12 protein-coding genes are annotated in these 13,752 nt (G+C 76.5%); 8 read left to right on the top strand and 4 right to left on the bottom strand.

Annotation, left to right across the window (positions count from 1 at the left end):
• Positions 1–142: 142 nt before the first annotated feature.
• Positions 143–1,123, bottom strand: a complete 981-nt coding sequence (locus tag ACGFXC_RS03720) for a SigB/SigF/SigG family RNA polymerase sigma factor (RefSeq protein WP_393709096.1) — start codon at positions 1,121–1,123, stop codon at positions 143–145.
• 205 nt (positions 1,124–1,328) lie between these two features.
• Here ACGFXC_RS03720 and ACGFXC_RS03715 point away from each other — a divergent pair, with 205 nt between their 5' ends.
• Entirely contained in the window at positions 1,329–1,754 is a 426-nt protein-coding gene (locus ACGFXC_RS03715; protein WP_393709094.1) for a helix-turn-helix transcriptional regulator, read from the top strand.
• Between the two features lie 41 nt (positions 1,755–1,795).
• Here the strand turns inward: ACGFXC_RS03715 and ACGFXC_RS03710 are convergent, their stop codons facing one another.
• A complete protein-coding gene (locus ACGFXC_RS03710) occupies positions 1,796–2,575 on the bottom strand; it encodes a GntR family transcriptional regulator (protein WP_393709092.1) in 780 nt (259 codons plus the stop codon).
• A 135-nt stretch (positions 2,576–2,710) separates the two neighbouring features.
• Positions 2,711–4,246 (bottom strand): IucA/IucC family protein, encoded by a 1,536-nt coding sequence (locus ACGFXC_RS03705; RefSeq protein WP_393709091.1) that lies wholly within the window; start codon positions 4,244–4,246, stop codon positions 2,711–2,713.
• Between the two features lie 271 nt (positions 4,247–4,517).
• On the opposite strand from ACGFXC_RS03705, the gene ACGFXC_RS03700 reads away from it, so the two are divergent.
• From ACGFXC_RS03700 to ACGFXC_RS03685, 4 genes are all read left to right on the top strand, one after another.
• Complete coding sequence (locus ACGFXC_RS03700; RefSeq protein ID WP_393709602.1) at positions 4,518–5,990, top strand: IucA/IucC family protein; 1,473 nt, start codon at positions 4,518–4,520, stop codon at positions 5,988–5,990.
• A gap of 129 nt (positions 5,991–6,119) precedes the next feature.
• Positions 6,120–6,773, top strand: coding sequence for a class I SAM-dependent methyltransferase (locus tag ACGFXC_RS03695; RefSeq protein WP_393709089.1), 654 nt, complete (start codon positions 6,120–6,122; stop codon positions 6,771–6,773).
• A 134-nt stretch (positions 6,774–6,907) separates the two neighbouring features.
• Positions 6,908–8,470 (top strand): FAD-binding oxidoreductase, encoded by a 1,563-nt coding sequence (locus ACGFXC_RS03690; protein WP_393709087.1) that lies wholly within the window; start codon positions 6,908–6,910, stop codon positions 8,468–8,470.
• Between the two features lie 58 nt (positions 8,471–8,528).
• A complete protein-coding gene (locus ACGFXC_RS03685) occupies positions 8,529–9,929 on the top strand; it encodes a hypothetical protein (protein WP_393709085.1) in 1,401 nt (466 codons plus the stop codon).
• Here ACGFXC_RS03685 and ACGFXC_RS03680 read toward each other — a convergent pair.
• Positions 9,883–10,278 (bottom strand): hypothetical protein, encoded by a 396-nt coding sequence (locus ACGFXC_RS03680; protein ID WP_393709084.1) that lies wholly within the window; start codon positions 10,276–10,278, stop codon positions 9,883–9,885. The two genes, ACGFXC_RS03685 and ACGFXC_RS03680, sit on opposite strands and share 47 nt — an antisense overlap.
• A gap of 182 nt (positions 10,279–10,460) precedes the next feature.
• Between ACGFXC_RS03680 and ACGFXC_RS03675 the strand changes: the two genes are divergently transcribed.
• From ACGFXC_RS03675 to ACGFXC_RS03665, 3 genes are all read left to right on the top strand, one after another.
• Positions 10,461–11,765: a sensor histidine kinase gene (locus tag ACGFXC_RS03675; RefSeq protein WP_393709601.1), complete on the top strand. Its 1,305-nt coding sequence runs from the start codon at positions 10,461–10,463 to the stop codon at positions 11,763–11,765.
• Complete coding sequence (locus ACGFXC_RS03670) at positions 11,762–12,442, top strand: response regulator (RefSeq protein ID WP_393709082.1); 681 nt, start codon at positions 11,762–11,764, stop codon at positions 12,440–12,442. Before ACGFXC_RS03675 ends, ACGFXC_RS03670 begins: the two co-directional genes overlap by 4 nt.
• Positions 12,443–12,527: 85 nt before the next feature.
• On the top strand, positions 12,528–13,280 hold the full coding sequence (locus tag ACGFXC_RS03665; protein ID WP_393709080.1) for a carbonic anhydrase: 753 nt from the start codon (positions 12,528–12,530) through the stop codon (positions 13,278–13,280).
• Positions 13,281–13,752 lie beyond the last annotated feature (472 nt).

Here is a 13,752-nt window from a genome sequence, read left to right as displayed (position 1 = left end):
CGCTGGCGGCGGCGGCCGGGGAGCGGGGCGGGGTCGGCCCGCACGGTCCGCGCCCGCGGCCACTAAGGACCGGAGGGCGTGGTTCCGCTCCAGCCGCGCGTTTGCCCGGACTTCGCCCGGGCAAACGGCGGAGTGACCCGGATCACGCTGCGCGGCGGGCGGCGGCGGGCGTGGCGGGCGCGGAGTCGTCCAGCATCGAGGCCCGCAGGTGGCCCAGCAGCCGGGTGAGGAGCCGGGAGACCTGCATCTGGGAGATGCCGAGGGCGGCACCGATCTGGGCCTGGGTCAGCTCCTGGCCGAAGCGCATCCGCAGCATGCTGCGCTCGCGCTCGCTGAGCCGCTCCAGCAGCGGGGCCAGGGTCTGGATGTCCTCGACCAGCTCCATCGCCGGCTCATCCTCACCCATGACGTCGGCGAGGGTCTGACCTTCGGTGGGACCGTCGCCGTGATCGCTCTGCGGGGCGTCCAGGGAGCCGCTGGTGTGGCCGTTGGCGGCGACGAGCCCCTCGATGACCTCTTCGTCGGTGAGGTCGAGGTGCGCCGCGAGGTCGGCGACGGTCGGCGAGCGGTCCAGCCGGACCGTCAGCTCCTCCTTCGCCTTCGCGATGTCTATGCGCAGCTCCTGGAGCCGGCGCGGGACCCGGACGGCCCAGGTGGTGTCACGGAAGTGCCGCTTGATCTCACCTGTGATGTACGGCATGGCGAGGGTGGAGAACTCGTTCTCGCGGGCCGGGTCGAACCGGTCGATGGCCTTGATGAGACCGATGGTGCCCACCTGGACGATGTCCTCGATGTCGCCGTTCTCACCCCGGGTCCGGAAGCGGCGCACCGCGTACTGGACGAGTGAGGCGTTCATCTCGATGAGGGTGTTGCGGACGTACTGGTACTCCGGGGTGCCTTCGGAGAGTTCACGCAGGCGCTTGAAGAACGCCTTCGACAGCTCGCGGGCGTCCGCCGGGGCCACCTCGCGGGGCTCCTCGATCCTGGGGAGACCGGCTGCCTCGGCGAGGTCGGCGGTGCGGCGGGGGCCGGGGACCGCGGATGCCGGGACACGGGAGTCCGTGGTGAGGGTGTCCGTGTCGAGCGTGGCGGTGGTGCGGGCGGAAGTGGCGGGTACCGGCATGGGGGTTCGCTCCTTGGGCTGGTCGCTTGCGGCGCGGGACCTTGACTGCGGTAGATGCTGGCCCTCTTTCGCTCGTACGTCAAGAATTACCGGAAACTGATTTCGCGTCTTGCATCACATGAATCATGTGACGCATCATGTACACATGGGCAGCATCACAGGTCGACAAAACTGGACATTCCTGACTAATCACGCCCGCGTCCTGGTGACCATCGCCCGGGACCCGGCAGCGCGGTTGCGGGACGTCGCCCTGGCGTGCGCGCTCACGGAGCGCACCGTGCAGACGATCGTGGCGGACCTGGAGTCCGACGGTTACCTCCAGCGGGTGCGGGACGGCCGGCGCAACCGGTACGAGATCTCGGCGGGCGCCGTCTTCAAGCACCCCGCGGAGGCCGGCGTACAAGTGGCGGGCCTGCTCGCCCTGCTCACCGGAGTCCCCGCGGCGGACCCGGAGCCCGCCCGCACGAGGGCGGCGGGAGAGGGGGACGACGCCCCGGACACGGACGGGGACACGGACCCGGAACCGGACGCGGACCCCGCGCCGGAGCGCCTCGCCGGCGCGGCTCCGCTCGCGGTGGACGGACCGGTGGCGGACGGACCCGCGGCCGGTACCGCGGTGGCCTCTTCCTGACCCGGCCCCTTCCTGACCCGGCCTCACTCGCGCGGCGCGGATCAGCTCACGCGGAAGCCGGCCGCCTGCGGGTGCCGGTCGAAGGTGAGCCGGTCCCAGGTCGGGAAGGCCACGTCCGTGACGGCGACCGGCCGGCCGGTGGTGTCGTGCAGGAGGCGGCGTACGGAGAGGCCGCAGGCCGGGGAGGGGGAGGCCGGGTGGCTGGTCCGGGTCATGGTGATGGTCTCGGAGGTCCGGCCCCGGACGGCGGCCCGCTCCAGCCAGCGGTGCAGCGGACGCAGGTCCTCGCCCTGGACCCCGGCCGGCCGGTCGAGGTACGGCGCCAGTTCCGGAGCCCTGGCCGCGGTGCGCGGGCAGAAGTACGTCACGGCGTGCTGGAGCGTCTCGCCGCCCGGGCCGAGGACGCGGTGGTGGTGGACCAGGGTGCGCGTGCCCCCGCTCATGCCGAGCAGCCCGGCCAGCGAGGGCGGCACCGTGACCAGCGCGAGCCGGTTCACGGTGGCCGCGGCCGGTGCGGGCGCCCCGCGCGGGACGGCCGCCCGGGCGGCGGGGCCGGCGGCCGTTGCTCCGACTGCCGGTGCGCCGACGGCCGGAGCCGCCGCCCGGGTGCCGCGGCGCCCGGTCACGATCAGCCCGTCGGCGCGCAGCTCCTGGAGGGCGGCGCGGACGGTCTGGCGGTTGACCCCGTAACGGGCGGCCAGGGTGCGTTCGGACGGCAGCCGGCCGCCGGAGCCGCGGTCGAGTTCGTCCCGCAGGGCTGCGGCGATCCGCTGGTACTTGGGCGTGGCGGCCGGGCCGCCGCCCCGCGAAGGGGAGGGCATGGCTTCTCCTCTGACGGGTGGTCAAGGACTGCGCGGTCTGCCCGACCAACCTAACATTGGTCTATACCTTTCGGTACGGGGGTTCCGCCCGCCCGGACCACCTTGGCCGAATCCCACTCCCGGCGCGGGCGGCGGCTACCCCCGCAGCGGGTTGGGCAGCGGCAGGTACCGGGCGTCGGCGCCGTCCGCGCGGGTCCAGCGCAGCAGCAGGTTCGTCTTGGCCGGGAGCGCGGGGGCGGTCAGCAGCTCCGCGATCTCCGGCAGCCCGTGCGCAGCGTCGTAGCGCCGCAACTCGTCCCGCACGGCGGGCCAGAGCGCCCCGGCGTGCTCCGGGTGGTGCTCGGCCAGGGTCGCCGCCACCTCCGCCAGGTGGTTGACGACCAGGCAGTACACGAGCCGCTGCCAGGCCTGCGCACGCGGCATGTCCTGCCGGAGTTTCACGCCCTCCGCGTCGCGGAAGAGGGCCTGCACCGGCACGCCCCGGTCGTCGACCGCGACCAGGCAGTTCTGGAGGTGGGCCTCCAGCACGATCCCGTGCCGGGCGAACACGTCCAGGACCGGAGGCACGACATGGCCGAGGTACGCCCGCCACCAGCCGGTCGGGTCGGCCGTGGCCGCGAGGGGGCTGCCGGGGAAGTCCTCGGCGAGCGCGGCCGCCAGCAGCGGGGTCGCGCCGGCGGCCACCCGGGTGCGCAGGCCGTCGCGGACCAGGACGGCCAGCTCCTCGAAGGCGAAGGCGGCCGTGCGGTAGCCGCGGTCGCGCAGCCAGACCGCGTTCGCGCCCGTACGGCGGCCGAGGCCGGCGAAGGCCTCCTCGACGGCGGAGTCCGTACGGCGCAGCTTCAGCAGGTCGTGGCGCCACAGCCGGCGGACGTCGTTGGTGATCCGCACGTCGAGGCTGAACTTCGCGAACAGGTCGGTCCGCTCCCCGGGGGCGTACACCGTACGGATGGAGGCGGTGGGCCAGACGGGCAGCCGGGTCGGACCGAGGCGCAGCAGCCGCCCGTCGGCGAAGGCCTCGCGCAACCCGGAGCGCCCGGCCAGCAGTTCCAGCTGCCAGGGGTGGGCGGGCAGGGCCCGGTACCCGGCCGGCGGGCGCGGGCCGTCGAGGACCGCGGTCAGCGCGTCGAGCGCGTCGGCGGCGGCCGGGCCGCCCTCCTCGGCCACCTGGTCCTCGCGCAGGCCCAGGACGACGAGGGGGAAGCGGGCGTACGCCTCCGGGGCGTACGGCAGCCAGCTCGCGGCGGGCGCCCCGCCCCGGGCCTTGGGCGCGGGGTGGTACGGATGGCCGGTGACCAGGGCCTGTTCGGAGCGGACGTACGGGTCCGGCGGGGGTTCGGCGGCGGCCCGCGCGGCCAGCAGCACGGACACGGTGTGCCGGCTGTCGGCGATCTCCGCGGGCAGTTCGTCGTTGGCGACGCCGGTGTAGCGCAGCAGTTCGTCGGAGGTCAGCTTGACCAGTTCCGCGTGGCTGAGCGGATGCCAGCCGGCCTCCGTGCGCAGGGCCGCTCCCGCGGGCCGGTGGCCGCCGCTCACCCGCAGCAGCCGGCCGCTGCCGCGCAGCCGGTGGACGCCGCCGCCCTCGGCGTCGGCCACCTCCCGCAGCAGGCAGTTCAGGAGCGGAGCGGCCGCGCGGGCGTCGGCGGCGGAGGTGAGGTCCACTGGTTCCATTCGGTCCATCCGGTGCTGCGCCGGAGGTCCACGGGCGGGACCACCGGCCGTGATCTTCGGCGATCTTCAGTGCTCGATCGGTGCTCGATCGGTGATCTTCAGTGATCTTCAGTATCCGCGATGATGACGTGATCATCAGGTGAAGCGACGCGAGAGGAACAGGACCCTGGACCGCAGCACGCACGTCCCCGATCCCGCCCACGGCCCCCGCCCCGGCCCCGCTCCGGCGGCCCCGGCCGCCACCGCCGCCGAGGAGGCCGTCGCCGCCGGACTGGCCGGCGTACGGCCCGGGCTCGGGTCCGCGTACGAGACCTCGCTGGACGGCGCGCGGGCCGCCGTGCTGAGCCGGCTGTGGCGGGGCCTGGCCTTCGAGCCGCTGCCGTGGGTGGTGCGCCGGGAGCACGGGCCGGACTCGCTCACCCTGTGGCTGGCCGGCGGCGGACGGCTGGAGGGGCCGCCCGTGGACCCGTACGCCACCGACGCCCGCGTCACCTCGCTGCGGCTCGACGGGCGGAGCCACCGGCAGGCCGCACGGCTCGTGGCGGCGCTGCGGGTGCCGCACGGGGCGGCCTTCGCCGCCGAGCTGGACGACAGCACCGCCTCGCTGGCCCTGTCCCGGGCCGGGCAGCCCGCCGGGCCGGAGGCGGAGGCGGAGCCGCGCAGCGGCTGGGAGTGGGAGCAGCGGGTGGTCGACGGCCATCCCTACCACCCCAACTGCCGCTCGCGCCCCGGCTTCTCGGTCGCGGAGCAGCTGGCCTACGCGCCGGAGCACCGGCCGCTGGTCGAGCTCGGGCTGGTCCCCGTACCGGCGCGGGAGTGCCTGGTCACCGGGGAGTGGCCGGAGCACCTGCGCGACGGGGACCGGGTCCTGGTGCCGGTGCACCCGTGGCAGGCGGAGCACGTCCTGAAGGGCGAGGACGTCCGCGCCGCCGCCTTCGCGGCGCATCCGCTGATGGCCCTGCGCACGCTCGCGCCGGCGGCGGGCGGCCCCCACGTGAAGACCGCCCTGAGCACCCGGCTCACCTCCTCCGTCCGGGACATCTCCGCGTACTCCGTCGAAACGGCGGCCGTGGTCTCCGCGTTCGCCCACGCGCTGACCGAACGCCTCGACGGCCGGCTGCACATCACCCGTACCCTCGGCGCGGCCACCGCCTACGGCCCGGACCTGGCGGCGGTGCTGCGCGAGGCCCCGGAGGCGTACGCGGGGCCCGGTGAGCGGGTGGTGCCGGTGGCGGCGCTCGCGGGCACCGCCCTGGCCCGCTCCGCCGCCTGGCAGGCCGCGTTCGCCCGGCTGGCGCTGTCGGTGTGCCTGACGGTGCTCGACCTCGGCGTGGCGCTGGAGGCGCACGGCCAGAACCTGCTGGTGGTGCTGGCGCCCGACGGCGCCCCGCTGCGGCTGGTCTACCGCGATCTCGCCGACATCCGGATCAGCCCCGCCCGGCTCGCCCGGCACGGGCTGGCGGTGCCGCCGCTGGCGGGGCGGCTCGTCACCGACGACGTCACCGTGCTGCGGCGCAAGCTCTTCGGCTCCCTGGCGGCCGGGGCGCTCGCCTCGACGGCGGGCTCGTCGCAGGGGTTCGGCCGGGCCCTGGCCGCCGCGCTGGACGGCCTGGCCCCGACCGCGGACTCCGCACTGCTGCGCGGCGGACCGCTGCCGGTGAAGGCGCTGACGCTGATGCGGCTGAGCCCGGGAGTGCCGGGCGACCAGTGGGCGGAGCTCCCCTCCCCGCTGGCCGGGGCCTGATCGAGGGCCGCCGGGGACGGAACGGGTGGGGAACCGGCGCCTAAGCGGCGGGGAACGCGCGCGGAACGGGCCCGCCCGGGTCCGGACGGGGGGTGAGCGCGGCGGCCGGGCGGGCTACTGTTCAGGGGCATGACAGAGAGCTCGCGCCCGAGTGCCGTACGGGCGTCCCACGACGCCGCCGCCGACCCCGCCCGGCCGCCGACGGGGGCCCTGGACGCCGACCCCTTGGACCGGGCCATGCTGGGCGCCTTCGCCCAGTGCGTGCGCGCCCACGGCGGCGGCGCGGTCGCCGACCTCGGCTGCGGTCCGGGCCGCACCACGGCGTACCTGGACGGTCTCGGCATACGGGCCTTCGGCGTGGACCTGTCCCCGGCCATGGTCGCCGCGGCCCGGCGCAGCTACCCGGGGCTGCGCTTCGAGGTGGGCCGCACGACCTCGGTGGACGCGGCGGACGGGGTACTGGGCGGGGTCGTCGCCCGGTATCCCGTGGCACACCCGCCGCCGGAGGAACCGGACGCCGTCTTCGCGGAGTTCGCCCGGGTGCTGGCCCCGGGCGGCTACGCGCTGGTCGCCTTCGAGGCCGGTGACGGGGGGAGCGCCCCGGACCCCTCCCCCGGCCCCGGCCGTCCGTCCGGCCCCGAGACCGGAACCCCGCCCGCGCGCCTCGCCGGGCTGCTGGCCGGGGCGGGCCTGACGGAGGTGGGCCGGCTGGTGCGACGGCCCGGCGCGGACGAGAGCGGCCCCCGGGGCCTGCTCCTGATCCGCAAGCCGCCGGCCGAGTGAGGGCGGAGCCGGCCGGGCGGGTGGACGCGGGCCCCCGGGCACGTGAGCGCGAGGGGTAATCTGTTCGGCTGACAACCGGGTCCCGGCGGGCCCGCCTTCGCCGCGATCGGGCCGGGCAGTGGCAGGAAGGTGGGATGAACATCCCACGCCGCCGGGTCCTCACGGGCACCGCGGCCGCCGTCCTGGCCGCCGCCGGTACGGGCAGCGCCGGTACGGCCGCCGCCGGTGCGGGGGCGCGGGCCGCGCGGGGCGCCCCGGACTTCGCGGCGCTCGGCCGCGCCCTGGACGGCCGGGTGGTCCTGCCCGGCGACGGGGACTACGCCGAGGCCCGGCAGCTGTTCCAGCCCCGCTTCGACTCCGTCGCCCCCGGCGCCGTGGCCTACCCCGCCCACGCCGGGGACGTCGCCGTCTGCCTGGACTTCGCCCGCCGCTCGGGCGCCGCGGTGGTGCCGCGCGGCGGCGGCCACGGCTACGCGGGATGGTCCACCGTGGCCGGCGGGCTGGTGGTCGACACCGGGGCGATGGCCGCGGTCACGGTCGAGGGGGACGAGGTGCGCGTCGGCGCGGGTGCCCGCCTCGGCGACGTGCAGGCGGCCCTGGCCGGGCGGGGGCTCGGCGTACCCGCCGGGCTGTGTCCCTCCGTCGGCATCGCGGGGCTCGCCCTCGGGGGTGGCCTGGGCCTGTCCTCGCGGGCCTACGGGGCCACCTGCGACCGGCTCTCCGCCGCGCGGGCCGTGACCCCGGACGGGGTGGTGCGCGAGGCGGGCCCCGACCGGGACCCCGAGCTGTACTGGGCGCTGCGCGGGGGCGGCGGCGGCAACTTCGGGGTGGTCACCGAGTTCCGGCTGCGCACCCATCCGGTGACCGACGCCGCCTTCGCCGAACTGCACTGGGCCGAAGCCGACTCCCCGGCGGTGCTGAGCGGCTGGCAGCGCTGGCTGGCCGGGCTGGCGGAGCCGTTCTGGAGCCAGGTGGAGTTCACCGCCGGGGCCGCGGGCGACGCCGGGGCGGCCGCCGTACCGGCCGTCCGGGTCGTGTGCCTCGACGGGCGCGCCGAGCTGGAGCGGGAACTGGCGCGGCTCGCGCGCCTCGTGGGCCGTGAGCCCCGGGACGAGTGGACCGTCGTCCGGAGCTACGGCGACACCGTGCGGGCCCTGGCGGGCTGCCTCGAACGTGCTCCCGCCGAGTGCCGGCTGCCGGGCCGGCTGCCCGGACGGGACCCCCGGGGCCTCCTCCAGCGGGATTCCTACGCCGCGCGCAGCGACTTCTGGGGCGCGGCCGGGCTGACGGAACGGGCGGCCGCGACCGTCCTGGAAGCCGTCCGGCGGTACGCGCGGGAGACGCCGCGCGGGGGCCTGGGGGTGGTCCAGTTCGACGGGGTGTGCGGGGGCGCCCTGAACCGGGTGCCCGCCGCCGCGACCGCGTTCGTCCACCGCGACAGCGCCTTCCTGGCCCAGTACCTCGTCTACTGGCCGCCGTCCGCGCCCGGTCCCGAAGTGGCCCGGCACCGGGCCTGGCTCGACGGGCTCTGGCGGGACCTGCGCCCCTGGGCGGGCGGCGGCGCGTACCAGAACTACGCCGACCCGGCCCTCTCCGGCTGGCGCGCGGCCTACTACGGCTCGAACCTCCCCCGGCTGGAGGCGGTCCGGCGGACGTACGACCCGGACCGGCTGTTCCGTTTCCCGCAGGCCGTATGAGCCGTCCCGGCCGCCGCTCCCCCAGCGCGGTCCCGACCCCCACCCACAGGAGCGATGCATGCGACGTACGTTGACGGTGGCGGCGGCCGTGGCCGCGGCCAGCCTGGTGTTGCCGGGCGGGCCGCTGCCCGTCACCCGGACGGACAGCGCGCAGGCGGCGCAGAGCCGTTGGACCGCGCGGGAGGCCATCGCCTTCTGGACGCCGGAACGGATGGCCGCGGCCCTCCCCGTCCCCGACCCGGCCCCGGCGGCGGGCGGCCCGGCGGCGGGCGGCCCGGCGGCGGGGGCCGGGCTCCCGGCGGACGGGCCCGGCGCGACGGCCCCCGCGACCGGCACGGCCCCGGCGGACGGGGTCCCCGCCGTCGCTCCGCCGCCGGCCGGGGCCGCCCCCGGCGTTGCCGCGCCGCCCGCGGGTCCGGCGCCGGGCGGCGGTACCGGACCGGGTACCACCGCTCCCCCGGCCGACCCGGCACCGGCCGACCCGGCACCGGCCGCCCCGGACACGGGCGGGGCCGTCGGCCCGGCTCCGGCGCCGCAGCCCGCCGACGCCTCCGGTCCCGCCGTCCCCCTCCCCCCGGCTCCGCCTGGTCCCGCGAGCCCGGTGGCCCCGTCCGCCGGCCCGGCCGGCCCGTCGGAGCCGCCCGGTCCCTCCGCACCGGCCACGGCGCCGGCGCCCCCCGCGCCGGTCCCCTCCCCCGCGGCCCCCACCCGCGCGCCCGGGACCGTACCCGCCACGACCGGCGTCGGGCAGGACTTCGACGGGATCCCGGCCGTCGGGCGGATGTACGTCATGAAGGGCTCGGGCGCCTACTTCTGCACGGCCAGCGTGGTCTCCTCCCCGGGCCGCAACCTCGTCGTCAGCGCCGGGCACTGCCTGCTGGGGTCGGACACCCGCCAGGTGGCCTTCGTCCCCCGGTACACCCGGTCGAGCCCCCGGCCGTACGGAATGTTCCCGGTGCTGCGCGACTCCGCCGGGCACGCCTCGGTGTGGATCGACCAGCGCTACAAGACCCAGGGCGCGGAGAAGGCGGCCACCCTGGACGTGGCCTTCGCGGCCGTCGGCCCGAACGCCGAGGGGATCCCGGTGGAGAAGGCGGTCGGCGGCAACCGGCTCGTCACCGGGGCCACGTTCGCCCACGCCAAGGTGACCCTGATCGGGCACCCGGCGTCGGCGGCCCGTCCGCGCGTCTGCGTCAACCGGACGACGAAGTTCACCAGCACCGACCCGAAGAGCCCGGGCTCGTTCCTGCGGATCGACTGCACGGGGTACCCGGGCGGCACCAGCGGCGGCCCCTTCCTCGCCCGCTACGACGAGGCCTCCCGGACCGGGGACCTGGTCGGGGTGATCGGCGGCTGGAAGACGGGTGGCCCGACGGCCGACACCTCGTACAGCTCCTACTTCGGGGCGGAGATCAGGAAGCTGTACCAGGCGGCAGTTGCCGGGGCAAAGGCGGCGTGAGCACCCGCACCCACCGGGTCCGGCGCGGGTTGCCGACCGTGCGCGGGGTCGGCGGCACGCCCTCGGCGGTCAGCGGGTCGGCCGGGGCCAGTTCGAGCTGACGGCGCAGGTCGGCGAGGGCCGCGTGCACGGGCGCCAGGATGACCTCGGCGCGGGGGTGGATGTGCGCGAGGGCGTGCGCCGTGGTCTCGATGGTCTCGGCGGCGTCCTCGGCGGCCGTCCGGCTCCAGCCGCCGGGCCGGCCGCCGCTCCAGGGCACGACGGCGTCGTAGAGGTGACAGGCGGCATCGGCCGCGGCGTCGGCCCGTTCACCGACGCCCGGCGCCGCGATGGTCGGCAGCAGCTCCATGCCGGGTCAACGAGCGGGGCCCGCCGGGGGAACGGACCGCGGATCGGCGCCGCGGCCCGGGCAGCCCCTAGGCTGGGGGGATCATGAGCCTCAAAGTCCGTATCCCGGCCCGGTTCCGGCCCCTCAAGGCCCCTCGCGGCACTCCCGGCGAGGGCGGGCGGGCCGGGCGCGAGGAGCTCCGTATGCGCGGGACCGGTTCGTTCGACCGGTTCGCGGTCGTGCTGAGGACGCCCGCCCGGCCGGGCGAGGCGCTGTTCGCGCGGGCGCCCCGGCGCTGGCAGCGGATGCTGCCCTTCGGCGTCGTCGCCGTCTTCGTGATGTCGCTGCTGCCGGTGACCATCGCCGTCCTGACCAACGACTACGCGGCGGGCGGCGGCTGGGCCGGAGCGCTGGGCGTGGCGCAGACGGTGCCGCTGCTGCTGGCGGTGACGCGGCCGCTGCCCGCCTGGGGCATGGTGCTGGCCGCGGACTGCGTCGGGGCCGTGGTGCTGCTGCACGCCGACCGGCTGGCCGGGCACTCCTGGCCGTGGACTCCGATGGCGATCATCGGGTACCTGGTCCTGATGGTCTGCCTGGGGCTGCGCGAGTCGGTCCGGACCCTGGTGGGGGTGTGGCTGGTGACGGGCGCGGCCGGGGTGGTGACGGGCTTCTTCAAGCCCGCCGGGGTGACGGACACCGTCGCCCTGATGTTCGTCCTGAGCGGGGCGGTGCTGGCCCTGACGGGTGCGCTGCGGCAGCTCGGGGATGCCCGGCAGCTGATCGCGGAGCAGGAGAGCATCAGCGAGGCGGAGCGCTCGCGGCGCACCCTGCTGGAGGAACGGGCGCGCATCGCGAGGGAGTTGCACGATGTGGTGGCCCACCACATGTCGGTGATCACCGTGCAGGCCGATTCGGCGCCGTACCGGCTGCCGAGCATGGAGGAGCCCGTACGGGAGGAGTTCGCGGCGATCGCGGCCGCCGCGCGCGAGTCGCTGGGCGAGATGCGGCGGCTGCTGACGGTGCTGCGCGGCGACGGCACGAACGGCGGGAACGGCGCGGGCGGCGAGCGGGCCCCGCAGCCGGGGATCGGCCGGATCCAGCAGCTGGTGGAGGCCACCGTGCGGGCCGGGCAGCCGGTGGAACTGTCCCTCGCGTCGGGCGCGTCCGAGGACGTGCCGTCGGCGGTGGACCTGTCGGCGTACCGGATCGTCCAGGAGGCCCTGGCGAACGTGGTGCGGCACGCGCCGGGGGCGCGGACCCGAGTGTCGGTGACCCGGTCGGAGGGGACCGGCGACGTGCTCGTGCTGGTGGTCAACGGCCCGGCGCGGGACGCCGTGGTGCCGCTGGAGGTCTCGGGCACGGGTCACGGACTGGTGGGCATGCGCGAACGCGTACGGTTGACCGGGGGGAGCCTGGACACCGGCCCGCTGCCCGACGGCGGGTTCCGGGTCGCCGCGCGGCTGCCCCTGACCGACGCCGACCGCGACGCCGACAAGGATCCGAGTTGACCATCCGTGTGATCATCGTCGACGACCAGGCCATGGTGCGGGCGGGGTTCGCCGCCCTGCTGTCGGCGCAGGCCGACATCGACGTGGTGGGCGAGGCTCCCGACGGCCGGGAGGGGGTGCGGGTGTCGCGCACCGTGCACCCCGACGTGGTGCTGATGGACGTACGGATGCCCGAGCTGGACGGGCTCTCGGCGGCGCGCGAGCTGCTCGATCCGCCGCCGGGGGTGGTGCACCGGCCGAAGGTGCTGATGCTGACGACCTTCGACATCGACGACTACGTGTACGAGGCGCTGCGCGCGGGCGCGTCCGGGTTCCTGCTGAAGGACGCCCCGCCGGCCGATCTGATCGCGGCGGTCCGGGTGGTCGCCTCGGGCGAGGCGCTGCTGGCGCCTTCGGTGACGCGGCGGCTGATCGCGGACTTCGTGCGGCAGCGGCCCGCTCCGCGCAAGGATCCGGCGTTGCGGCTGAACGGGCTGACGCCACGGGAGACGGAGGTCCTGGAGCTGATCGCGCGGGGGCTGTCGAACCAGGAGATCGCCGCGCACCTGGTGCTGGCGGAGCAGACGGTGAAGACCCACATCGGGCGGGTCCTGGGGAAGCTGGACCTGCGCGACCGGGCGCAGGCGGTCATCTTCGCGTACGAGGCGGGGCTGGTGCGGCCGGGCGACACGGGCTGAGCTCCGTCCAAGAGTTCGTCAAGGTCCGCCCAAGCGCGCGGTGGCGACCAGCCATCCCCATTGGACTGCCCTATTTTGCCCCGATATGGCCACTGATGATCGCGGTCTCTCCGAGCCCTCCGAGCTCCCCGGCCTCCCCTGCCGGCGCCGTCTCGTACGGGCCGCGCTGACGGGCACGGCGGCGGTGGCGGCCGGGCTGGTGTCCGGCACCCGCCCGGCGCCGCCGGCCGCCCGGCCCGGTGCCGCGGCGCTGCGGCCCGCCTCCCCCGCCTCGGCGCTGCGCGAGCTCGTACGGGGCAACGCCCGCTGGCGCACCCTGCACGAGAGCCACCCCGACCGCACCCGCGCGGTGCGGCGCCGGCTCGTGGCGGGGCAGCACCCGTTCGCGGTGGTCCTGGGGTGCATCGACTCCCGGGTTCCGCCCGAGCTGGTCTTCGACCAGGGGCTGGGCGACCTGCTGACCGTACGGTCGGCGGGCTCCGTGCTGGACGAGGCGGTCCTGGCGGGCGTCACCTTCGGGGTGCTCGAACTGGGCATCCCGCTGGTGGTGGTCCTGGCGCACCAGTCGTGCGGGGCCGTCACGGCCGCCGTCGCCGCCGACGAGGAGGGCGAGGAACTGCCGGGGCACATGCAGTACCTGGCGGAGCAGATCCACCCGGCCATCGACCACGGCCTGTCGGGCCCCGCCCGGGTGGACGCGGCCATCACCACCCACGCCCGCCGCGTCCGCACCCGCCTCGCGGCGGACCCCGCCCTGACCCCCCGCATCACCGCGGGCCGCCTGTCCCTGGTGGCGGCCCGATACGAACTCACCACCCAGCGCGTCCACACCCTCTGACGGCACGGGCACCATGGGCGGGGCCGGGGCACCCGCTCCGGCCCGGAGGGAAGGGAGCACTCCACGATGACCGGCGGGAACGAGGCGACGGGATTCCGGTTCGGCTGGCGCGGCAGCCACTACGCGGGCGAGCCCGTCGACGAGCTGTGGTTCGCGGTGGGGCCGCAGCCGGACGGCGCCTGGCGCTTCGACGCGTACTTCCTCGGGCCCGCACCCCTGCCCGGCGGTGCGGCACGCGCCGCCGCGCTCGTGCGCCGGCTGCTGGACCCCCCGCCCGAGGGCCGGTACGAGAAGGAGTTCCTCCTCGTCGACGGCGCGGTGCTGAGCGGCTCGCGCCGGCTCGTGGACGGTACGCGGCTCACGGTCGAGATCCTGCTGGGCCGCGAGGAAGCGGGCCGCCCGGAGTACCTCCAGGTCCTCCTGACGGGCGAGATCGGCGACCGTCCGTTCGAGGTCTGCGCCCCGCTCACCT

Origin of the sequence: Streptomyces sp. NPDC048507 (assembly GCF_043199995.1) — a bacterium.
Classification (GTDB): domain Bacteria; phylum Actinomycetota; class Actinomycetes; order Streptomycetales; family Streptomycetaceae; genus Streptomyces.
Note: the sequence above shows the minus strand (reverse complement) of the source record. Positions and strands in the feature narration are given on the sequence as shown.